This is a genomic window from Pseudomonas sp. MF06569 (assembly GCF_059862735.1).
The window spans coordinates 129888-150093 of record NZ_JCBCUZ010000004.1; the positions used below are offsets into that span (position 1 = coordinate 129888).

Here is a 20206-nt window from a genome sequence, read left to right on the forward strand (position 1 = left end):
AGGGGCTGGCTTAATTGCCCGGTGAGCGCAAGTTGGCTTCGGCTGCTTTGGCCAGGTCGGGTGGCAGGAAGTCCTTGTCCGGGTTGTAGTCGGCCTTGAGGTAGCGCGACAGTGCGTCCAGGTCGCCAGGGTTCAAGGTTCCCGCTGCCTGCTTGAGGCGCAGGTTGTCGAGGATGTAGTCATAACGGCTGTTGTTGTAGTCACGCACCGAGTTGTAGAGCTGGCGCTGGGCGTCCAGCACGTCGACGATGTTGCGCGTGCCCACCTGGTAGCCGATTTCCGTGGCTTCCAGTGCACTCTGGTTGGAGATGATCGACTGTTTGCGCGCCTGTACCTGCTCAACGTCGGTGTTCACCGCCCGGTGCAGGTTGCGGGTGTTTTCGACCACCTGGCGACGCAAGGCTTCGCGCTGCTGTTCGGTCTGGTCCAGGCGCGAGTACGACTCACGCACTTGCGAGCTGGTCAGGCCGCCGCTGTAGATGGGGATGTTCAACTGCACGCCAATGCTGCGTTGCGACACGTCGCCGCCATAGCGCTGGTTAAGGGCATTGGGGTTGCTCAAGCCAAAGGCGTCGTTGTCCCCGGTCTTGTACTGCGCGACGGCATCGAGGGTTGGCGCGTGGCCAGCCTTGCGCTGCTTGAGGGTTTCTTCGGCGGCATCGACCGCGTAATTGCTGGCCAGCAGGTTGAGGTTCTGCTGTGCGGCCGTGTCGACCCAGGACTTGGCGTCATTGGGCATCGGCGGCAGGATCGGCAAGGTGTGGCGCATGCCTTCAATCGCGTTGTACTGGCGGTTGGTCAGGGTGACCAGGGATTCAAAGGCGTCTTCTACCTGACGCTGAGCCAGCATCCGGTTGGCCCGTGCCGTGTCGTAACTGGCCTGGGATTGCAGCACGTCGGTCTTGTCCGACAGGCCCACGTCAAAGCGCTCCCGGGACTGGTCCAGTTGGCGCTTGAAGGCGGCTTCTTCGGCCTTGGTCGCGGCCAGCGTGTCCTGGGCGCGTAGCACCGAGAAATAGGCGTTGGCGCTCTGCAGGATCAAATTCTGCTCGGTGGCCGAGAGTTGCAGCGCGGCCTGCTCGTTGATCGATTCGGCGGCTTTCAACTGGAACCAGCGATCAATCCGGAAAATCGGTTGTGCCAGCGTGGCCTGGTACACCACGGCGCTGCGGGTGGTCGTCAGCGAAGGCTGGTCGATAGCGGTGCGCACATTACTCGACTCGGCGCCGCCGGACAGGTTGGGCAGCAAACCGGCGCGGGCCTGGGGCACCACTTCCTTTTGAGCCGCGTAATTGGCGCGGGCTGCAGCCAGGTCAGCGTTGTTGTCTACCGCTTCGTGGTAAACGCTGACCAACCCGTTTTGACTGGACAATGGGGCGGTTGTATCCAGAGCCATTGCGCTGGTCGCCCAAGACACGGCTATAGCCAGTGATAGTTTGCGCAGCATGAGCGATCCCTAGTTCAAGGTTGCGAAAAATAAGTGCCCGAGCCCGATTCGCGGTTTCAAGCCGTAGCGAGTGTAGTAGTGGTGGCACCTTGCAACAATGCCATTGTTACGCCTTTCATCACTGCATTAATTGTGGGATTGGCGTTCTGCCTCACTCTTGTCTAGACTGGCCGGGTTCTTGTCGGGGTGCCTTGCTATGAGGCTGAGATCGAATAATTTCGGATCCCGTTGAACCTGATCAGGTTAACGCCTGCGTAGGGAACAAGATTTCTCGTCTCCCGGCGAGTCCTCTTGAGTGCTGTCCGGGATCAATTGGTCAAAAAATGATCAGTTGTTCGAGGCCGCCACTCAGCACCCAGTCCTTGGGTGCATCCGTACATTTTTCAGGTTCTCCCTCCGACAATCCGCCTGGATGCAGTCTGGAGAGCCGTGATGAGTACAAAACCAAAAAACGCGATCAACCTCAGTGATTCGGCCAAGGTCGATGAGCAGTCGGTCAAGCCGTTTACCCGCTCGCAAAAAGTCTACGTACAGGGTTCGCGCCCGGACATTCTGGTGCCGATGCGTGAAGTCAGCCTGGATATCACCCCCACCGATTTTGGCGGCGAAGTGAACGCCCCGGTATTGATCTACGACACCTCGGGTCCGTATACCGACCCGTCTGTTCAAATTGACGTGCGCAAAGGCCTGGGCGATGTGCGTTCGGCCTGGATCGATGACCGTGACGATACCGAGCGCCTGCCGGGCTTGAGCTCGAACTTCGGGCAAATGCGCCTGGAGGATGCAGAGCTGACCAAACTGCGTTTTGCCCACGTCAAAAACCCGCGTCGGGCCAAGGCCGGTGCCAACGTTACCCAGATGCACTATGCGCGTCAGGGCATCATCACCGCCGAGATGGAATACGTCGCCATCCGCGAAAACATGAAGCTGCAGGAAGCCCGGGCGGCAGGTCTGCTGGATCAGCAGCACCCTGGCCACAGCTTCGGCGCCAGCATCCCGAAAGAAATCACCGCCGAATTCGTGCGTGAAGAAATCGCCCGCGGTCGCGCCATCATCCCGGCCAACATCAACCACGTTGAGTTGGAGCCGATGATCATCGGCCGTAACTTCCTGGTGAAGATCAACGGCAACATCGGCAACAGTGCACTGGGCTCTTCGATTGAAGAAGAAGTGGCCAAACTGACCTGGGGCATTCGCTGGGGTTCGGACACGGTCATGGACCTGTCCACCGGCAAGCACATCCATGAAACCCGCGAGTGGATCATCCGCAACTCGCCGGTGCCGATCGGCACCGTGCCTATTTATCAGGCATTGGAGAAGGTCAACGGCGTGGCCGAGGACCTGACCTGGGAGCTGTTTCGCGACACCCTGATCGAACAGGCCGAGCAAGGCGTCGACTACTTCACCATCCACGCCGGCGTGCTGCTGCGCTACGTGCCGCTGACCGCCAAGCGTGTGACGGGCATTGTGTCCCGTGGCGGTTCGATCATGGCCAAGTGGTGCCTGGCGCATCATCAGGAGAACTTCCTCTACACCCATTTCGACGAAATCTGCGAAATCATGAAGGCCTACGACGTCAGCTTCTCGCTGGGCGACGGTCTGCGCCCGGGCTCGATTGCCGACGCCAACGACGCGGCCCAGTTCGGCGAGCTGGAAACCCTGGGTGAGCTGACCAAGATTGCCTGGAAGCACGACGTGCAATGCATGATCGAAGGCCCCGGTCACGTGCCGATGCAGTTGATCAAGGAGAACATGGACAAGCAGCTGGAGTGCTGCGACGAAGCGCCGTTCTACACCCTCGGCCCGCTGACCACCGACATTGCACCGGGTTACGACCACATCACTTCGGGCATCGGTGCGGCCATGATCGGCTGGTTCGGTTGCGCCATGCTGTGCTACGTCACGCCCAAGGAACACTTGGGGTTGCCGAACAAGGATGACGTGAAGACCGGGATTATCACCTACAAGATTGCGGCCCACGCTGCCGACTTGGCCAAGGGCCATCCGGGTGCGCAGATCCGTGACAACGCCTTGAGCAAGGCACGCTTCGAGTTCCGTTGGGAAGACCAGTTCAACCTTGGTCTGGACCCGGACACCGCCCGCTCGTACCACGATGAAACCTTGCCCAAGGACTCGGCCAAGGTCGCGCATTTCTGCTCCATGTGCGGGCCGAAATTCTGCTCGATGAAAATCACCCAGGAAGTCCGTATCTACGCCGCCAACCAGCGCATCGATGCCATCGATGTGGATGTTGCGAAGGGCCTTGCCGAACAGGCCGAGCGCTTCAAGCAGGAAGGCAGCCAGCTGTACAAAAAAGTGTGATGTGAGCAGTTCCCTTGTGGGAGCGGGCTTGCTCGCGATGCAGACGTCACGGTCTTTGAGTGTAACCGTGTCGACTCTATCGCGAGCAAGCCCGCTCCCACAGGGCTTTCAGGCAACTCTCTATTTGTGAGATTCAACCCATTGAACACACCCAGTACCTACTCTCCCGACCTTGCTGTCCCTCAGGACCGGCGCGTATTCGGCGGTCGAGATCTGTTTTCCCTGTGGTTCTCCCTCGGCATAGGCCTGATGGTGTTGCAGACCGGCGCGTTGCTTGCGCCGGGGCTGGGCCTTTCGGGTTCATTGCTGGCGATTTTTCTCGGCACGCTGGTCGGCGTGTCGTTGTTGGCCTCGGTCGGTGTGATCGGCAGCGACACCGGGCTGTCGTCAATGGCCGCGCTGAAACTCAGCCTCGGCAGCCGCGGCGCCATGCTCCCTGCCGTGCTCAACGTGTTGCAACTGATCGGCTGGGGCTCGTTCGAAATCATTGTGATGCGCGATGCGGCCAGCCTGTTGGGTGCACGGGCCTTCAGTGAAGGCAGCTGGTTGAGCAACCCCTTGATGTGGACGCTGTTTTTCGGCGCCCTGGCCACGCTACTCGCGGTCAGCGGGCCGTTGACCTTTGTGCGCAAGGTCTTGCGCAAATGGGGCATCTGGCTGCTGCTGGCGGCTTGCATCTGGTTGACCTGGAATTTGTTCGCCAAGGCCGACCTGCCCGCATTGTGGGCACAAAAGGGCGATGGCTCACTGCCGTTTGCCGTGGGTTTTGACATTGCCATTGCCATGCCGCTGTCGTGGTTGCCGTTGATTGCGGATTATTCGCGCTTCGGCAAGCGCGCCAACAGTGTGTTTGGCGGTACGGCACTGGGCTTCTTTATTGGTAACTTCTGGCTGATGAGCCTGGGCGTGGCCTACACCCTGGCGTTTGCGCCGAGCGGTGAAGTGAATGCGCTGCTGTTGGCGCTGGCGGGGGCAGGCCTGGGGATTCCACTGCTGCTGATCTTGCTCGACGAGTCCGAAAACGCATTTGCCGATATCCACTCGGCGGCGGTGTCCGGCGGGATGTTGCTGCGTTTGAAAGTCGAGCATCTGGCCTTGGCTATCGGTGTGGTATGCACATTGATTGCCTGCTTTGCGCCGCTGGCGCAGTACCAGAACTTCCTGCTGCTGATTGGCTCGGTGTTCGCGCCATTGTTCGGGGTGGTCCTGGTGGATCATTTTATATTGCGCAAGCGCAGTGCCCGGGTCGCACCGACCCTGCTGCGCTGGACGACCTTGCTGGCATGGTTGGGCGGGGTGGTGACTTATCACCTGCTGGCGAACTTTATGCCTGATGTGGGCGCGACGTTGCCGGCGTTGCTGCTGGCGGGGTTGTTGCAGTGGGTGACAGGGCGCTCAAAAGCGGTTGCATGACTAGGTGGGAGCGGGCTTGCCCGCTCCCACAGGAGATGGGGTGATTACCCGCGGCCCGGGAACCACTCCGGTTTCAGAATCCCGTTCAGGCGCGAGTACGGGATCTTCAGTTCAACATGACCTTCAGAGTACGGCGCAATGCTGTACACGTCGTATTTGAGGACCACGTTGTCCTTGAGTAACGCCACATTAGGGGTTTTCTGGAACGGCCAGTTTTTGACGTATTCCGGGTCGCTGCTGTAATGGCTGTTGATCAACCAGTTGTTGTGGGCCACTTTTGCGGCCCCCCAAAAGGCTTGCTCCTGGCCCGGCAAGAGCATGTCCTGCAAGGTCACTTCTTTCTGCTCTTTGCGCGAGTAGTTGATAAAGCCGCGCCCCGGCATGCCATGAGCGCCGCCGGTGTCCAGGTAGCTGGACAACTCGACAATCACCAGACCGTCATGCTCCTCGCGTACCTTGGCTTGCAAGTAGGTGCTGTTGCGGCTGTCGGCTGTGCGCAGGAAATGCTCACGGTACGCGTTGAGCGATGGCGCCAGTTTGTCGTCGGGCGAGTTTACGGTCATCTTCAACAGGCGGTTTTCGATCAGCGCGTCGAGGTTAGGAGCATCGGCAAAGTGCAGGGTGTCGATATTCACCAGCGGGCAGTCCGGGCCAGTGCAGCCGGATTTGACCTGCTCCGAGGCGTCATTGGTAAACGCCAGCGGCTTTTGTGCCGAAGGTTGAAACACGCTTTGGCAAGCACCCAGGGTCAGGGCGATGCAAGTCATGGAGGCAAACTTTAAAAGCGACATGGTCGTCCTTCATCGTCGAAAGAAAGAGAAAATTATGGTGGTTCGACTGCCAGCATGGGCATCGGTTCGCCACTAAGCTTGATAGAGTCAATTAGAGTTGTTTTGCAGGCGATCCGTCTATCCCCGCGTCATAAAAGAGGCTGCATCCGCAGGCGCAGGCGCGTTAGGATGCGCGATGCCGAGGGCCACCCCGGTGAAATTCGCCAGTAAGGGGTTTGCAATGACTGACATCACCAAGGCCACGCCAAGTGCCGTTGAGATCGTAAAGCGCGAGAACGGTTATCAGGGTTTTTACAAACTGGACCGCGTGCACCTGCGTCACGAACTCTTTGCCGGTGGCATGAGCCGTGAGATCAGTCGTGAAGTGTTTGTGCGCCATGACGCGGTATGTGTATTGCCGTATGACCCCCAGCGCGATGAAGTGGTGCTGATCGAGCAGTTCCGGGTCGGCGCCCTGGGCAAGACCCAAACGCCCTGGTTGATCGAGCTGGTGGCCGGGCTGATCGACAAGGCTGAAGTGCCCGAAGAAGTCGCTCACCGTGAAGGCGAAGAAGAGGCCGGTCTTACGTTCTCGTCACTGTGGCCCATCACTCGCTATTTCCCTTCGCCGGGGGGCAGCACCGAGTTTGTTCACTTGTTTCTGGGGCGTTGCAGCACCTTGGGTGTGGGGGGCTTGCATGGGCTGGAAGAAGAGGCAGAAGATATTCGTGTAACGGTATGGGCGTACGAAGATGCGCTGCAAGCTGTACGTGATGGACGTATTTCCAATGCAGCGAGCATTATTGCCCTGCAATGGCTGGCGCTTAACCGCGCTGAAGTGAGGGGGTTATGGTCGTAAATGGGGTTCGCGATCGTTATCGAGTCGACCTGATCGGTTTGCAGGCTGCCTGCGAGGCCAACTATGCGCGCCTGATGCGTTTGTTGCCTGAAATGCGCGAGCAACCCGGCCCGCGCCGGATTGCCGTGACTCAGGGGGACCAGATGCTGGGCGTGCTGACGCTTGAGGTGATCCTCGATTGCCCATACACCAGCACCCTGCGCATCCGTCAGGAACACAGCTTGCCGTGGTTGCCGGTGCCCGAGTTGCAGGTTCAGGTTTATCACGATGCGCGCATGGCTGAAGTCGTTGCTGCCGAGCACGCCCGGCGCTTTCGCAGCATCTACCCGTACCCCAACATCGCCATGCACCAGCCCGACGAAAAAGCCCAGCTCAATGTGTTTCTGGGTGAGTGGCTCAGCCATTGCCTGGCATGCGGGCATGAATACGCAGAAGTACGCTAGCCTTGAAATCAACACCCCCCGGGAGAGTCATCTTGCCGAATGTATCCACGCTGACCACCGAAGATGCGGTGCTGCTGGTGCAGCTGTCTGACAGCCATTTGTTTGCTGACGCAGACGGTTCCCTGCTCGGCCTCAAGACTGCGCAAAGCCTGCAGCAGGTGATCGATCTGGCTCGCGCCGAACAACCGCACATCGACGGCATTCTGGCCACGGGCGACTTGACCCAGGACGGCAGTGTCGAGGCCTATCAGCACTTTCGCAGGATGACGTCACCGCTGGGCGGCGTTGCCCGCTGGATCCCCGGCAATCATGACCAAGTTGCGCAGATGCGCGAAGCGGCCGTGCAAAGCCGTCTGCTTGAGCCCGTGGTCGATATCGGCAATTGGCGCATTACGTTGCTCAACTCGGCAGTGCCCCATTTCACCCCCGGTTATCTGGAAGACGACCAGTTGCAACTGCTGGCGCAATCCTTGAGCGAAGCCCCCGAACGCCATCACCTGGTGTGCCTGCATCACCACCCGGTCTCGGTGGGTTGCCAATGGCTGGAGCCGATCGGTCTGCGCAATGCCAAGGATTTCTGGTCGGTCATGGACCGTTATCCACAAGCACGGGCAGTGCTCTGGGGGCATGTCCACCAGCCGTTCGATCAGCAACGCAACGGTGTCCGGTTGCTGGCATCGCCCTCGACCTGCATCCAGTTTGCTGTCGCCAGCCCGGACTTCAAGGTCAGCAACGAGGCCCCGGGCTATCGCTGGTTGCGCTTGCAGCCGGATGGCACGCTGCAAACCGGCGTGTCACGCCTGGCTGATTTCTCGTTCGAGCCGGATTACAGCGCCAACAATTACTGAAATATCTTGAAGCGAGTCATTGCCCCTGAGTCAGGCTAAACTGCGCGTCTTTCTTGATGCTGTGTTCAGCTTAATGTGTCTTCGGGGGTCATCGCATGTCGGGTTCCATCTTGTATATCCACGGGTTCAACAGTGCCCCCGAGTCCAAGAAGGCCACACAGTTGATCTCGGTGATGCAGCGCATGGGGCTTGCCGAGCAGCTGCGGGTGCCTGCCTTGCACCACCATCCGCGTGAGGCAATGGCCCAATTGCAGGCCGCAATCAGCCAGCTGGGCCGCCCATTGCTGGTAGGCAGCTCGCTCGGCGGCTACTATGCGACCTGGCTGGCCGAACAACATGGCCTCAAGGCCTTGCTGGTCAACCCGGCCGTCAGCCCGCATCGGATGTTCGACGGTTATCTGGGCACGCAGACCAACCACTACAGCGGCCAAACCTGGGAATTGACCCACGATCACGTTCAAGCCCTGGCCGAACTCGAAGTGGCAGCCCCCCAAGACCCGCAGCGGTATCAGGTGTGGTTGCAAACTGGCGATGAAACCCTGGACTACCGCTACGCTGAAAAGTACTACGCGGCGTGTACATTGCGTATTCAGGCGGGCGGTGACCACAGTTATCAAGGTTTTGCCCAGCAACTGCCTGATCTGTTGAATTTTGCAGGGATTGGCGCCGAACAGTTTCAAACCATCGACTTCGCGGCCCTCTGAGGCACCCGTCGAATGGCCCTTATTTTTCATTTACGACTAACGACGAGACCCTATGGCCACTCCCAGCGCTAGCTCTTATAACGCCGACGCCATCGAAGTCCTCTCGGGCCTCGACCCGGTGCGCAAACGCCCCGGCATGTACACCGACACCAGTCGGCCCAACCACCTGGCCCAGGAAGTCATCGACAACAGTGTCGACGAAGCCCTGGCCGGTCACGCCAAGTCGGTGCAAGTCATCCTGCACGCCGATCACTCGCTGGAAGTCAGCGATGACGGGCGCGGCATGCCTGTGGACATCCACCCTGAAGAGGGCGTGTCAGGTGTCGAGCTGATCCTCACCAAGCTCCACGCGGGTGGCAAGTTCTCCAACAAAAACTATCAGTTCTCCGGCGGCCTGCACGGCGTGGGGATTTCGGTGGTCAACGCGCTGTCGACACTGGTTCGGGTCAAGGTCAAGCGTGACGGCAACGAATACCAGATGACCTTCGCCGATGGCTATAAAGCGACCGATCTGGAAGTCATCGGTACGGTCGGCAAGCGCAACACCGGTACCAGCGTGTACTTCGCGCCGGACCCTAAGTACTTCGACTCGCCCAAGTTTTCGGTCAGCCGCCTCAAGCATGTGCTCAAGGCCAAGGCTGTACTGTGCCCGGGGCTGCTGGTCAGCTTTGAAGACAAAAACACCGGCGAAAAGGTCGAGTGGCATTACGAAGACGGTCTGCGCTCGTACCTGGTTGACGCGGTCAGCGAATTTGAACGCCTGCCCAATGAGCCGTTCTGCGGCAGCCTGGCCGGTAATAAAGAAGCCATCGACTGGGCTTTGCTGTGGCTGCCTGAAGGCGGTGACAGTGTTCAGGAAAGCTACGTCAACCTGATCCCCACGGCTCAAGGCGGTACTCACGTCAACGGTCTGCGTCAGGGCTTGCTCGATGCGATGCGCGAGTTCTGCGAGTTCCGCAGCCTGCTGCCGCGCGGCGTGAAGCTGGCGCCCGAAGACGTGTGGGAGCGCATTGCGTTCGTGCTGTCGATGAAAATGCAGGAGCCGCAGTTCTCGGGGCAGACCAAAGAGCGTCTGTCCTCTCGTGAAGCGGCGGCGTTTGTATCGGGCGTGATCAAGGATTCCTTCAGCCTGTGGCTCAATGCCAACCCCGAGCTGGGCATGCAACTGGCTGAGCTGGCAATCAACAACGCCGGGCGCAGGCTCAAGGCCAGCAAGAAGGTTGAGCGCAAGCGGATTACCCAGGGGCCGGCCTTGCCGGGCAAGCTGGCCGACTGCGCCGGGCAGGACCCGATGCGTTCTGAACTGTTTCTGGTGGAAGGTGACTCCGCAGGCGGCTCGGCCAAGCAGGCACGAGACAAGGAATTCCAGGCGATCCTGCCGTTGCGCGGCAAGATCCTCAACACCTGGGAAGTTGACGGCAGCGAAGTCCTGGCCAGTCAGGAAGTCCATAACATCGCCGTCGCGATCGGTGTCGATCCGGGCGCGGCTGACATGAGCCAATTGCGTTACGGCAAAATCTGCATCCTTGCCGACGCCGACTCCGACGGTCTGCACATCGCCACCTTGCTGTGCGCGTTGTTCGTTCAGCACTTCCGTCCGCTGGTGGACGCCGGTCACGTTTACGTGGCGATGCCGCCGTTGTACCGCATTGACCTGGGCAAGGAGATTTTCTACGCCCTGGACGAAGCCGAGCGTGATGGCATCCTTGACCGACTGGTCGCCGAGAAAAAACGCGGCAAGCCACAGGTCACGCGATTCAAGGGGCTGGGTGAGATGAACCCGCCGCAACTGCGTGAAACCACGATGGACCCAAACACCCGTCGCTTGGTGCAACTGACCCTTGAAGACTTCGCCGCCACGTCAGAGATGATGGACATGCTGCTGGCCAAGAAACGCGCCGGTGATCGCAAGACCTGGCTTGAATCCAAAGGCAACCTGGCGCAGGTGCTGACCTGATGCGCAGTGCCTTGCTGGGGCTGCTCTGGTTGGGTGCTGCGCCAGTAATGGCCACTACCTGGCCAGAGTTGGTCATGCAGTCGGAGCATCCGGTGGAAGGCATGCGAGGTGGCAACCTGTCTGGCCTGGCCCTGTGTTCGGGCGAGTTGTGGGCGGTATCCGATCGTGATGACGATCAGATTTATCGTCTTGACCAGCGCTACCCCGAATGGAGCGCCGAGGCCCTGAACATCGATGTTCCGCCGCCGCCCGAAAGCGGTTTGCCGTGGGGTGTACGCATGATGGGTAAAGCCATCAGCCCGTTGCGCGGCGGCAATCTGGATTTTGAAGGCATCAGCTGCGACGACGCGGGCAACCGTTATGTGGTCAGTGAAGCCCATGCGGCGGTGTTGCAAGTTCCGCCGGCAGGCCAGCCGGTTTGGCTCAAGATCGACCCTTCGCTGGTCCGTCAGGCCCGGGCCAGCGGCATGCTGCTGCATTTCAATGCGCTGTTTGAAGGTATCGCCGTCAACCCGCAGGGCAACCAGATCTGGCTGGCGGCCGAGCGCGAGCGCCGCGGCTTGCTGACGATCCGCAAAAAGCAGAGTGTGTGGGACTGCGAAAACGGTTGCGTCTTGATGAGTGAAGGGGGCCTTGAGCAGGCGCCGCCACAACTCAAGGCCAAGGCGCAGCAAAAGGATTTTGCCGACCTGGCGCTGTTCGAAGGCAAGCTGTTCACCCTTGAACGCATGGCCTACCGCATTTGTCGTCGCACCCTGGACACAGGTGAAATCGAACGCTGCTGGTCGTTTGCCAACGATTCATTGACCGACAACCGGCTATACAACAGTGGCTATGGCAATACCGAAGCCTTGAGCCTGGATGCCCAAGGTGCCTGGATCGGCGTCGATAACGGCAACCATGTACGCGCCGATGGCGAAAAACGCCCCATTGTCTGGCGCTTTGCTGCCCCGCAAGGTGGCTGGAGTGCCAAGTCATGAGCGAGCAAGCGCCGGGTAAAGGTGTGGGTCGGGTCTTTATGATTCTGGCCTGGTGCGCCGGTTTGTATCTGGCTGCGCAGTTTTTCGGGCGCTGGGAACAGCGTCAGGAAAACCCCAACACCGAAGTCTCCTCGCAACAGGGCGAGGGTTATATCGAAGTCAAACTGCTCGGCAACGCCCAGGGTCATTTTGTTGCCAGCGGCCGGATCAACAACGTGCCGGTGGAATTTTTACTCGATACCGGCGCCACCGATGTGGCGGTGCCGGTGGAGCTGGCCAGGCAACTGGCATTGCCCAAAGGTGTCCCGGTGACGCTGAACACTGCCAATGGTCGCACTCAGGGCTATCAGACCCGCATCGACCGCCTGCAACTGGGCGCCATTGTGCTGCGCGACGTGCGTGCAGTGGCTGCTCCAGGGCTTGAAGGCGAGCAAGTGCTGCTGGGCATGAGTGCGCTGAAAAAACTTGAATTTACCCAGCGCGGCGGCACCATGCTGCTGCGCCAGACAACGAATTGAATGAGGTCCGCATGAGCGACTCCCTTGATCTCAGCCTGGACGGCGTAGAACGCCGGTCACTGGCCGACTTCACCGAACAGGCCTACCTCAACTACTCCATGTACGTAATCATGGACCGGGCCTTGCCGCACATCGGCGACGGCCTCAAGCCCGTACAGCGGCGCATTGTGTACGCCATGAGCGAGTTGGGCCTGGACGCTGATTCCAAGCACAAGAAATCGGCGCGTACCGTCGGTGACGTACTCGGCAAGTTCCACCCCCACGGCGACTCGGCGTGCTACGAAGCGATGGTGCTGATGGCGCAGCCGTTTAGCTACCGCTACACCCTGGTCGACGGCCAGGGCAACTGGGGTGCGCCGGACGATCCCAAGTCGTTCGCGGCCATGCGTTATACCGAAGCGCGCTTGTCCCGTTATTCCGAAGTGCTGCTCAGCGAACTGGGCCAGGGCACGGCGGACTGGGTGCCCAACTTTGACGGGACCCTCGACGAACCTGCGGTTTTGCCTGCGCGCTTGCCCAATATTCTGCTCAATGGCACCACCGGCATTGCCGTGGGCATGGCCACTGACGTGCCGCCGCACAACCTGCGTGAAGTTGCCAGCGCGTGCGTGCGTTTGCTCGATGAGCCCAAGGCCACGGTCGAGCAGCTGTGCGAACACATCCAGGGCCCGGACTACCCGACCGAAGCTGAAATCATCACCCCCCGTGCCGACCTGCTGAAGATCTATCAGACCGGCCGTGGTTCGGTGCGCATGCGTGCCGTGTATCACATCGAAGACGGCGACATTGTGGTCACTGCGCTGCCCCATCAGGTATCCGGCGCCAAAGTACTGGAGCAGATCGCGGCCCTGATGCAGGCCAAGCCGACCAAGCTGGCAATGGTCACCGACCTGCGCGACGAGTCCGACCACGAAAACCCGTGCCGTATCGTGATCATTCCGCGCAATAACAAAGTCGATCTCGACGAGCTGATGCAGCACTTGTTCGCCGTGACCGAGCTTGAGTCCACGTTCCGGGTCAACATCAACATCATTGGTCTGGACGGCAAGCCGCAACTGAAAAACCTGCGCGCCTTGCTGGTGGAATGGCTGGAATTCCGGGTCAATGTCGTACGCCGTCGCTTGCAGTTCCGCCTCGATAAAGTCGAGCGCCGCCTGCATCTGTTGGACGGATTGCTCACCGCCTACTTGAACCTCGATGAAGTGATTCACATCATCCGCACCGAGGAGCATCCCAAGGCCGAGCTGATTGCGCGCTTTGCCCTGAGCGAAATCCAGGCTGACTACATCCTCGACACGCGTCTGCGCCAATTGGCCCGCCTTGAAGAGATGAAGCTGCGCACCGAACAGGATGCGTTGCGCAAAGAGCAAGCCAAGCTGAAAACCTTGCTGGGCAGCGAAACCAAGCTGAAAAAGCTGGTGCGTACCGAGTTGCTGGCCGATGCCGAAACCTATGGCGACGACCGTCGTTCGCCGATTGTGTCCCGTGCTGAAGCCAAGGCCCTGTCTGAAAACGAGCTGGTCCCGACTGAAGCCGTCACAGTTGTACTGTCGGAAAAAGGCTGGGTTCGTTGCGGCAAAGGCCATGACCTTGACGCTACCGGCCTGTCCTACAAGGCAGGGGATGGCTACAAGACAGCGGCCTCCGGACGCTCCAACCAGTTCGCGGTGTTTATCGACTCGACCGGGCGCAGTTACTCTGAGCCTGCTCACAAACTGCCCAATGCCCGTGGCCAGGGCGAGCCGTTGACCGGGCGCCTGACCCCGCCGCCGGGTGCGACGTTCGAGTGCGTGCTGTTGCCTGAAGACGATGCGCTGTACGTCATCGCGTCCGACGCCGGTTACGGTTTTGTGGTCAAGGGTGAAGACCTGCAAGCCAAGAACAAGGCCGGTAAAGCGCTGCTCAGCCTGCCTAAAGGGGCGCAAGTCATGCAGCCACGACCTGTGGCAGATCGCGAGCACAACTGGCTGGCGGCCGTGACCACGGAAGGTCGTCTGCTGATTTTCAAAGTCAGCGACTTGCCGCAACTGGGCAAAGGCAAAGGCAACAAGATCATCGGTATTCCCGGTGAGCGCGTGGCCAGTCGTGAAGAGTACGTGACCGACCTCGCCGTGCTGCCAGACAACGCCACGCTGGTATTGCAGGCCGGCAAGCGCACACTGTCACTCAAGGCTGACGACCTGGAGCACTACAAAGGCGAGCGCGGCCGTCGTGGCAATAAGCTGCCCCGTGGTTTCCAGCGTGTGGATGCCTTGTTGGTAGAAACGCCCAATTAAGGCTGTTTAGCGCCCCCGATCTGGGTTTTTACGCGCAGATCGGCGCGACAACGCTGGAGTCAGGTCCAATATTCGCGGATGATATGCCGCGTTTGCTGCACGGCTTATGGCAATGTGCTTTGCAAACCTTTCGAGAATCACACTGTGGCTGGCCCTATGGCGGCCACCTGGATGGAATGATGAACGTTCTACGCCTTCCTTTAATTGCGTTGCTGACCGGTGTGCTGGGTCTGGCGGGGTGCACCACGCACCAGCCAGCGGCCTTGTACCAACTGGACAGCGGCGCCCCAGGCCAGCCCGCGCAAAGCGCAGGCATGGCCGTGGTACTTGGCCCCATCAGCGTGGCCGATTACCTGCAGCGTGAAACCCTGCTGCAACGTCAGCCCGATGGCAGTCTGAGTGCGGCCACTGATGGTCGATGGGCTGGCAGCTTGTCTTCGGATATCGATCAACTTCTGGTACGTCAATTGGCGTGGCGCCTGGACAGCCAGCGGGTTGTCCTGGCACCGGCTACGGCGGGCTTCAGCCCGGATGTGCAGGTGCTGTTGTCGATCACTCGCCTGGACTCGGGCAAGAACCTGCCTGCGGTGCTGGATGCACAATGGCGTTTGATCGACCGTCGCGGTCAGGTGCGTGACAACCGCATTGTTCACCTGGAGCAGCCGCACGGGGGCAGCACGGCGGATCAGGTCAAGGCTCAAGGTCAGTTGTTGCAACAGCTGAGCGAGCAATTGGCCGTGGCGCTCAAGCCACTGGCCAACCAGCCGCCGCTGGTTGAGATGCGCAAGCCCGAGACCAAGGCTGCACCGAAGCAGGGTGCGGAGAAGCCTCGAATTCCGATGGCTTCACCGATCCGTACGGATATGGAAGTGTTTCGCTTCTGAGGCCGTAACCCGAAACAAAAAATCCCGCACATGTGCGGGATTTTTTTTTGCCTCTACGGGAGTAAGCCGTCAGCCACGATTCTCATGCATCCGCGCCAGTTGGCGCTCAAGCATGGATGGATAAGGCTCCATCAGGCGCTCGACGCAGCAGGCACCTTCAGGGCTGGCAATCGGGCGGATACGGGCGCGCTGACGGATCAGCGGATCGTCGCTGATCTTGCGCTCCACCAACAGCAAGTTGCGGCTGTGTTGCGACAGCGCCAGGGCGTCCTGTGCGACTTCAGTCAGCAGCAAATCAATCTGGCTCATGCCGTTCAGTCCTTCGCCCAGCACCAGACCCAGTTGCAATTGCAGGGTGATGCCGCTGTCCGCGACTTCGATCTGCAAGGCGTGCCCCAGGGCCCGCAGCAGTTCGCCGCAGCAAATGGCGTTGGTCAGGTAATCGTCGCCGCTGTCTTCGCTATGGAACAGCATCAGCGTGCTGCCATCGTTGAGCGTATGCAGCTCGCTTTGATACAGCGAAGCTGCCTGGTTCAGGCAATCGCGATAGCGCTCCAGCAGTTCCATCAGGCGTGCGCGGGGCAGGCGACGCAGTTGTTCCTGTGCTCCCAGCTGCACCGCCAGTACGGCGCTTGGCTGTGGCGCAGCGGATACGACCTGCTTTGGTTTGGCCAGCGCAATCGGCGCAGCTGTGGCTGTGCTGGTGTCGCGCAAGTCAGCGAACGGGTCTTCGTCGTCGTTTTCGTCTTCTGCGGTGCTGACCAACTGCCGGGGAGCGGCCTTGGGAGCAGGCGCAGCAGGCGCTTCATCGAACGTCGGATCGCTCAGGTTGCGCACTTCGAAGGTTGGCTCGTTGTCTTCGGCTTCTTCGTAGTCGCTGTCGTCGTAGTCTTCTTCCGGTTCTGGCTCGGGTTCCGGCTCTGGCGCCGCAGGGGCGAGGCGGCTGTGAAGCTGGCGGGCCAGATCACCGATTTCATCCTGGCGCTGAATGGCCGGGGTGTAAGGATCGGGCTCGCGCAACCATACCCGCAATTGCAGCAGCGGCGTGGTGATGTGGCGTCCCAGTCGCAAGCTCAAGGCCAGGGCCAGGGCGAGCAGAATGGCGCTCAAAATGCCCATGCTCTGCAGGCTGATGGTCATCGGCTGCTCAAACTGGTGCATGTCCAGGCTGATGCGCAGATGCCCGGCGGTCACATCCTGAAAGGTGATCTTGGTCTGATACACGCCTTCGGTTTCGCCCAGCAAGCCGTTTTTGGGGCGCTGGCCGGCTTCGGCGAGGATGCGGTTATCGACGCTGTAGATAGCCGCGTGGGCCACCAGCGGGTTTTTGGTCAGGTTGTTGAGCAGCACGTTGAGACTGAGGATGTCATTGGACACCAGCAGCTCGGTCGCCGAGGTGGCGGTTTGTGTGGTCAGGCTCTGGCCCAGGGCATCTGCCTGCTCGTGCATGGCCTGCTTGAATTGCAGTCCCATCACCACGGCATAAATGACCAGCGCCAGGGCGACCAGAATCACGTTATGGCTGGCGATACGCAGAGCAATCGGAACGCGGCGATCACGCAGGGCCCGGAAGATCAACAGGAAGAAATTATCGGTTTTGACAGGCAATGGCCGGTTCACTGAGCGCGGCTCTTAGTCCGTTAAGTTGGTGCGCAGTATAGCGAGCAGCCTGAAGGCGGCAAAGCCTTGGCGGTGCCCGATGGTCACTGAAAGTGGGTAGAATGCGTTTTTTTTAGCGAATGGGGGTGTGCCTTGCGCGAAATCGTCCTGATAAACATCACAGGTGAGGACCGTCCGGGTCTCACTGCGGCCATTACCGGTGTATTGGCCAGCAATGGTGTGAATATTCTCGACATCGGTCAGGCCGCCATCCATGGCGTTTTGTCGTTGGGTTTTCTGGTGGAAATTCCACAAGCAGAGCTGGTGTCGGCGGTGCTCAAAGACCTGCAGCCATTGATCGCCCAAGAGGGGCTGCAACTGCGTTTTGACCCGATCAGCGAAGAGCATTATCAGCGCTGGGTCAATGAGCAAAGCCAGACCCGTCATGTGGTGACGCTGATGAGCCGCCAGGTGACTGCCCATGAGTTGCAGCGCGTGACATCGGTGATCAGCCAGCACGGTTTGAACATCGAACAGACTGATCGCTTGTCTGGCCGTGTACCGCTGGACGCCCCGACGCAGTTGAGCAAAAGTTGCATCGAATTGCGTGTGTGCGGCGAGCCTGCGGATATTGACGCGCTACGTGCCGATTTCTTCAACCTGGCCCAAGAGCTGGGTGTAGATATCGCGCTTCAGGAAGACACCCTGTTCCGCCGCAATCGCCGTCTGGCGGTGTTCGACATGGACTCGACCCTGATCGAAGCCGAAGTGATCGACGAGTTGGCCAAGGCTGCGGGCGTGGGTGACCAGGTGGCTGCAATCACTGAACGCGCCATGGCCGGTGAGCTGGACTTCAAGGCCAGCTTCAAGGAGCGCATGGCGCTGCTCAAAGGTCTGGATGTGGGCGTGCTGGATGCCATCGGTGCCTCGCTGCGCCTGACCGAAGGCGCCGAAGTGCTGTTCGCGGAACTCAAGCGCTTGGGCTACAAGACCGCCATCCTGTCGGGCGGCTTCACGTATTTTGCCAAGCAGGTGCAGGCGAAGCTGGGCATCGACTATGTGTTCGCCAACGAGCTGGAAGTGGTGGATGGCAAGGTGACCGGTGTTGCGGTTGAGCCGATTGTCGACGCACAGCGCAAGGCGGACTTGCTGCGTGAGCTGGCGCAAAAGGAAGGCTTGAGCCTGGAGCAGACCATTGCGGTCGGTGATGGTGCCAACGACTTGCCGATGCTGGCAATTGCCGGGCTGGGTGTGGCATTCCGCGCCAAGCCACTGGTTAAAAAATCGGCCAGACATGCCATTTCGACTCTGGGCCTGGATGGTGTGCTGTACCTGCTGGGCCAGCGCGACCGTAACAGCCAGGGCTAAAACGAACGGTGGGAGCGGGCTTGCTCGCGATAGCAGCACCTCGGTAAATCAGATTCACCGAGTTGATGGCATCGCGAGCAAGCCCGCTCCCACAGGGTCAGGCGTCGGGTTTATTCGGCGTGAGCCGGTGCGCCAATGCCTTGCCCCATCATCACCGGCGTTCCCGCCGCCAGGCCTTCAGCCCACTTCACTTGATCGGCACCGAACAGCACGATTGCAGTCGAACCCAGTTTGAAGCGACCCAGCTCGGCACCTTTTTCCAGGTGGATCGGCGCACGTGCAGCTTCGTCGTAGCGGAAGGTTTTCAGCTCGCGTTTAGGCGGCGTGACCAGGCCGGCAAATACGGTTTCAATCGACGCCACGATCATGGCGCCCACCAAAATCACGGCCATCGGGCCGCGTTCGGTATCAAAGATGCACACGGCACGCTCGTTGCGGGCAAACAGCTCCGGCACGTTTTCGGCGGTAGTCTGGTTAACCGAGAACAGGCGGCCCGGCACGTAGATCATCTCGCGCAAGGTGCCTGCCAACGGCATGTGTACGCGGTGGTAATCCTTTGGCGACAGGTAGATGGTGGCAAAGTCGCCGCCCATGAACTGAGCTGCCACAGCGGCATCGCCACCCACCAGTTCCAGCACGCTGTAGCTGTGGCCTTTGGCCTGGAACACGCGACCATGTTCAATCGGGCCCAGTTGGCTGACAGCGCCATCGGCAGGGCTCAACACGGCGCCCGGAGTTTGATCCAGCGGGCGGGCGCCGTCTTTCAGGGCGCGGGTGAAGAAGGCATTGAAGTGCTCGTAGGCGGTAACGTCCTCAACCAGTGCCTGAGACATGTCCACTTGGTAACGCTTGGCGAACCAGGTTGTGAATGCATTCTTGAACCAGCGCACGCGGCACTCGGCAATGCAGCCGGCCAGGCGTGACAGCAGGTGATGCGGCAACAGGTACTGACTGAGGAGGAACAAACGCGTTTTCATTCAAGGTCCTTAATTTTTTACAGGCAGCTCGACAGGGGTATCGGGATGGTTGCCCCATTCGCCCCAAGAGCCGGCGTAGCCTTTGACACGCGGATAACCGAGCGATTTGGCAACGAGATAAGTAAAGCCAGAACGGTGGTGAGTCTGGCAGTGGGTAATCACTTCTTTGTCTGGCGTGATGCCCAGATCCTTGAGGATCTGCGCCATGTCAGTGCGGATACGCAGGTTGCGGGTTTTATCCATGCCTGCGGTCCATTCAAAATTCTTCGCGCCGGGGATATGCCCACCCTTGGCGGCGAGTACTTTTTCGCCCGTGTATTCGGCTTCGCTGCGGGCATCCCAGATCGCCAGATCCGCGGCGCCCAAACGGCTTTGCAGGTACTCGCGGGTTGCGGTGGGTTCATCGTGGAGGGTCAGGGCCACCGGGCCACCGGCTGCAGCGGGTACATCCTGGCTGACGGCGTAACCGTCACCTGTCCATGCGTGAATGCCGCCATCCAGATAGTGATAAGCCTTGTGTCCGATCACATCCAGCAGCCAGATAAAGCGCCCGGCCCAGCCGCCGCCTTCGTCGTCATACACCACGTAGACCGCATCGGGGTTGTGCCCCAACTCGCCGAACAACGCTTCGAGCGCCGCCTGGGTCGGCAGCAGACCGGGCGCCGGTGGCAGCCCCAGTTGCGTGCGCTTCGGGTCGACGAAGCGAGCCCCCGGAATATGCCCGGCTTCGTAACGCGCGACGCTGGTCAAGTCGACCACGATCAGTTCGGGAGCGTTGAGCCGGGCGAACAGGTCACTTGGTTCAATCACTAACGGCAAGCCAGAGAAGCCAGGCATGTGA

17 protein-coding genes and 1 riboswitch are annotated in these 20206 nt (G+C 60.0%); of the genes, 12 read left to right on the forward strand and 5 right to left on the reverse strand.

What is annotated here, in order from left to right; translation table 11 throughout:
- Window positions 1-10 precede the first annotated feature (10 nt).
- Window positions 11-1447 carry a TolC family outer membrane protein gene (locus AC19YQ_RS06080; RefSeq protein WP_133076668.1) on the reverse strand — a complete coding sequence of 479 codons (1437 nt, stop codon included), beginning with the start codon at window positions 1445-1447 and terminating at the stop codon, window positions 11-13.
- A gap of 172 nt (window positions 1448-1619) precedes the next feature.
- Window positions 1620-1725, forward strand: a riboswitch (TPP riboswitch).
- 154 nt (window positions 1726-1879) lie between these two features.
- On the opposite strand from AC19YQ_RS06080, the gene thiC reads away from it, so the two are divergent.
- On the forward strand, window positions 1880-3769 hold the full coding sequence (gene thiC / locus AC19YQ_RS06085; protein WP_326397242.1) for a phosphomethylpyrimidine synthase ThiC: 1890 nt from the start codon (window positions 1880-1882) through the stop codon (window positions 3767-3769).
- Window positions 3770-3910: 141 nt separating this feature from the next.
- Window positions 3911-5182, forward strand: coding sequence for a putative hydroxymethylpyrimidine transporter CytX (gene cytX, locus AC19YQ_RS06090; RefSeq protein WP_500594788.1), 1272 nt, complete (start codon window positions 3911-3913; stop codon window positions 5180-5182).
- A 44-nt stretch (window positions 5183-5226) separates the two neighbouring features.
- Here the strand turns inward: cytX and AC19YQ_RS06095 are convergent, their stop codons facing one another.
- The gene (locus tag AC19YQ_RS06095; protein WP_339474822.1) at window positions 5227-5973 is read right to left on the reverse strand and encodes an RsiV family protein; all 747 of its coding nucleotides are present in this window, start codon (window positions 5971-5973) and stop codon (window positions 5227-5229) included.
- Between the two features lie 220 nt (window positions 5974-6193).
- Between AC19YQ_RS06095 and AC19YQ_RS06100 the strand changes: the two genes are divergently transcribed.
- From AC19YQ_RS06100 to AC19YQ_RS06140, 9 genes are all read left to right on the forward strand, one after another.
- Window positions 6194-6811, forward strand: a complete 618-nt coding sequence (locus AC19YQ_RS06100; protein WP_326427502.1) for an NUDIX domain-containing protein — start codon at window positions 6194-6196, stop codon at window positions 6809-6811.
- Complete coding sequence (locus AC19YQ_RS06105; protein ID WP_133076663.1) at window positions 6802-7254, forward strand: DUF1249 domain-containing protein; 453 nt, start codon at window positions 6802-6804, stop codon at window positions 7252-7254. Before AC19YQ_RS06100 ends, AC19YQ_RS06105 begins: the two co-directional genes overlap by 10 nt.
- A gap of 32 nt (window positions 7255-7286) precedes the next feature.
- Entirely contained in the window at window positions 7287-8102 is an 816-nt protein-coding gene (cpdA, locus tag AC19YQ_RS06110) for a 3',5'-cyclic-AMP phosphodiesterase (RefSeq protein ID WP_500594789.1), read from the forward strand.
- Window positions 8103-8197: 95 nt separating this feature from the next.
- A complete protein-coding gene (locus tag AC19YQ_RS06115) occupies window positions 8198-8806 on the forward strand; it encodes a YqiA/YcfP family alpha/beta fold hydrolase (protein WP_133076661.1) in 609 nt (202 codons plus the stop codon).
- 52 nt (window positions 8807-8858) lie between these two features.
- Window positions 8859-10763, forward strand: a complete 1905-nt coding sequence (gene parE / locus AC19YQ_RS06120; protein WP_133076660.1) for a DNA topoisomerase IV subunit B — start codon at window positions 8859-8861, stop codon at window positions 10761-10763.
- Window positions 10763-11743 carry an esterase-like activity of phytase family protein gene (locus AC19YQ_RS06125; protein ID WP_500594790.1) on the forward strand — a complete coding sequence of 327 codons (981 nt, stop codon included), beginning with the start codon at window positions 10763-10765 and terminating at the stop codon, window positions 11741-11743. The genes parE and AC19YQ_RS06125 overlap by 1 nt, the downstream gene beginning before the upstream one ends.
- Window positions 11740-12261, forward strand: a complete 522-nt coding sequence (locus AC19YQ_RS06130; RefSeq protein ID WP_500594791.1) for a retropepsin-like aspartic protease family protein — start codon at window positions 11740-11742, stop codon at window positions 12259-12261. Before AC19YQ_RS06125 ends, AC19YQ_RS06130 begins: the two co-directional genes overlap by 4 nt.
- A gap of 11 nt (window positions 12262-12272) precedes the next feature.
- On the forward strand, window positions 12273-14537 hold the full coding sequence (gene parC, locus AC19YQ_RS06135; protein WP_133076657.1) for a DNA topoisomerase IV subunit A: 2265 nt from the start codon (window positions 12273-12275) through the stop codon (window positions 14535-14537).
- Window positions 14538-14716: 179 nt separating this feature from the next.
- On the forward strand, window positions 14717-15421 hold the full coding sequence (locus AC19YQ_RS06140) for a PqiC family protein (RefSeq protein ID WP_219262140.1): 705 nt from the start codon (window positions 14717-14719) through the stop codon (window positions 15419-15421).
- 69 nt (window positions 15422-15490) lie between these two features.
- Here AC19YQ_RS06140 and AC19YQ_RS06145 read toward each other — a convergent pair whose 3' ends face one another.
- Window positions 15491-17041, reverse strand: a complete 1551-nt coding sequence (locus AC19YQ_RS06145) for an AhpA/YtjB family protein (RefSeq protein ID WP_133076655.1) — start codon at window positions 17039-17041, stop codon at window positions 15491-15493.
- Between the two features lie 132 nt (window positions 17042-17173).
- On the opposite strand from AC19YQ_RS06145, the gene serB reads away from it, so the two are divergent.
- Window positions 17174-18388 (forward strand): phosphoserine phosphatase SerB, encoded by a 1215-nt coding sequence (serB, locus tag AC19YQ_RS06150; protein ID WP_133076654.1) that lies wholly within the window; start codon window positions 17174-17176, stop codon window positions 18386-18388.
- Window positions 18389-18498: 110 nt separating this feature from the next.
- Here serB and asd read toward each other — a convergent pair whose 3' ends face one another.
- Complete coding sequence (gene asd, locus AC19YQ_RS06155; RefSeq protein ID WP_500594792.1) at window positions 18499-19365, reverse strand: archaetidylserine decarboxylase; 867 nt, start codon at window positions 19363-19365, stop codon at window positions 18499-18501.
- A 9-nt stretch (window positions 19366-19374) separates the two neighbouring features.
- Window positions 19375-20202: a rhodanese-like domain-containing protein gene (locus AC19YQ_RS06160; protein ID WP_500594793.1), complete on the reverse strand. Its 828-nt coding sequence runs from the start codon at window positions 20200-20202 to the stop codon at window positions 19375-19377.
- Window positions 20203-20206 lie beyond the last annotated feature (4 nt).

Excerpts from the sequence above, each read along its gene's own strand:
- AC19YQ_RS06080 (WP_133076668.1), bottom strand. The coding sequence starts at position 1,447 with ATGCTGCGCAAACTATCACTGGCTATAGCCGTGTCTTGGGCGACCAGC.
- parC (WP_133076657.1), top strand. The coding sequence starts at position 12,273 with ATGAGCGACTCCCTTGATCTCAGCCTGGACGGCGTAGAACGCCGGTCA.
- AC19YQ_RS06115 (WP_133076661.1), top strand. The coding sequence starts at position 8,198 with ATGTCGGGTTCCATCTTGTATATCCACGGGTTCAACAGTGCCCCCGAG.
- AC19YQ_RS06160 (WP_500594793.1), bottom strand. The coding sequence starts at position 20,202 with ATGCCTGGCTTCTCTGGCTTGCCGTTAGTGATTGAACCAAGTGACCTG.
- AC19YQ_RS06125 (WP_500594790.1), top strand. The coding sequence starts at position 10,763 with ATGCGCAGTGCCTTGCTGGGGCTGCTCTGGTTGGGTGCTGCGCCAGTA.
- parE (WP_133076660.1), top strand. The coding sequence starts at position 8,859 with ATGGCCACTCCCAGCGCTAGCTCTTATAACGCCGACGCCATCGAAGTC.
- thiC (WP_326397242.1), top strand. The coding sequence starts at position 1,880 with ATGAGTACAAAACCAAAAAACGCGATCAACCTCAGTGATTCGGCCAAG.
- asd (WP_500594792.1), bottom strand. The coding sequence starts at position 19,365 with ATGAAAACGCGTTTGTTCCTCCTCAGTCAGTACCTGTTGCCGCATCAC.
- AC19YQ_RS06140 (WP_219262140.1), top strand. The coding sequence starts at position 14,717 with ATGAACGTTCTACGCCTTCCTTTAATTGCGTTGCTGACCGGTGTGCTG.
- AC19YQ_RS06105 (WP_133076663.1), top strand. The coding sequence starts at position 6,802 with ATGGTCGTAAATGGGGTTCGCGATCGTTATCGAGTCGACCTGATCGGT.
- AC19YQ_RS06095 (WP_339474822.1), bottom strand. The coding sequence starts at position 5,973 with ATGTCGCTTTTAAAGTTTGCCTCCATGACTTGCATCGCCCTGACCCTG.
- AC19YQ_RS06100 (WP_326427502.1), top strand. The coding sequence starts at position 6,194 with ATGACTGACATCACCAAGGCCACGCCAAGTGCCGTTGAGATCGTAAAG.
- AC19YQ_RS06130 (WP_500594791.1), top strand. The coding sequence starts at position 11,740 with ATGAGCGAGCAAGCGCCGGGTAAAGGTGTGGGTCGGGTCTTTATGATT.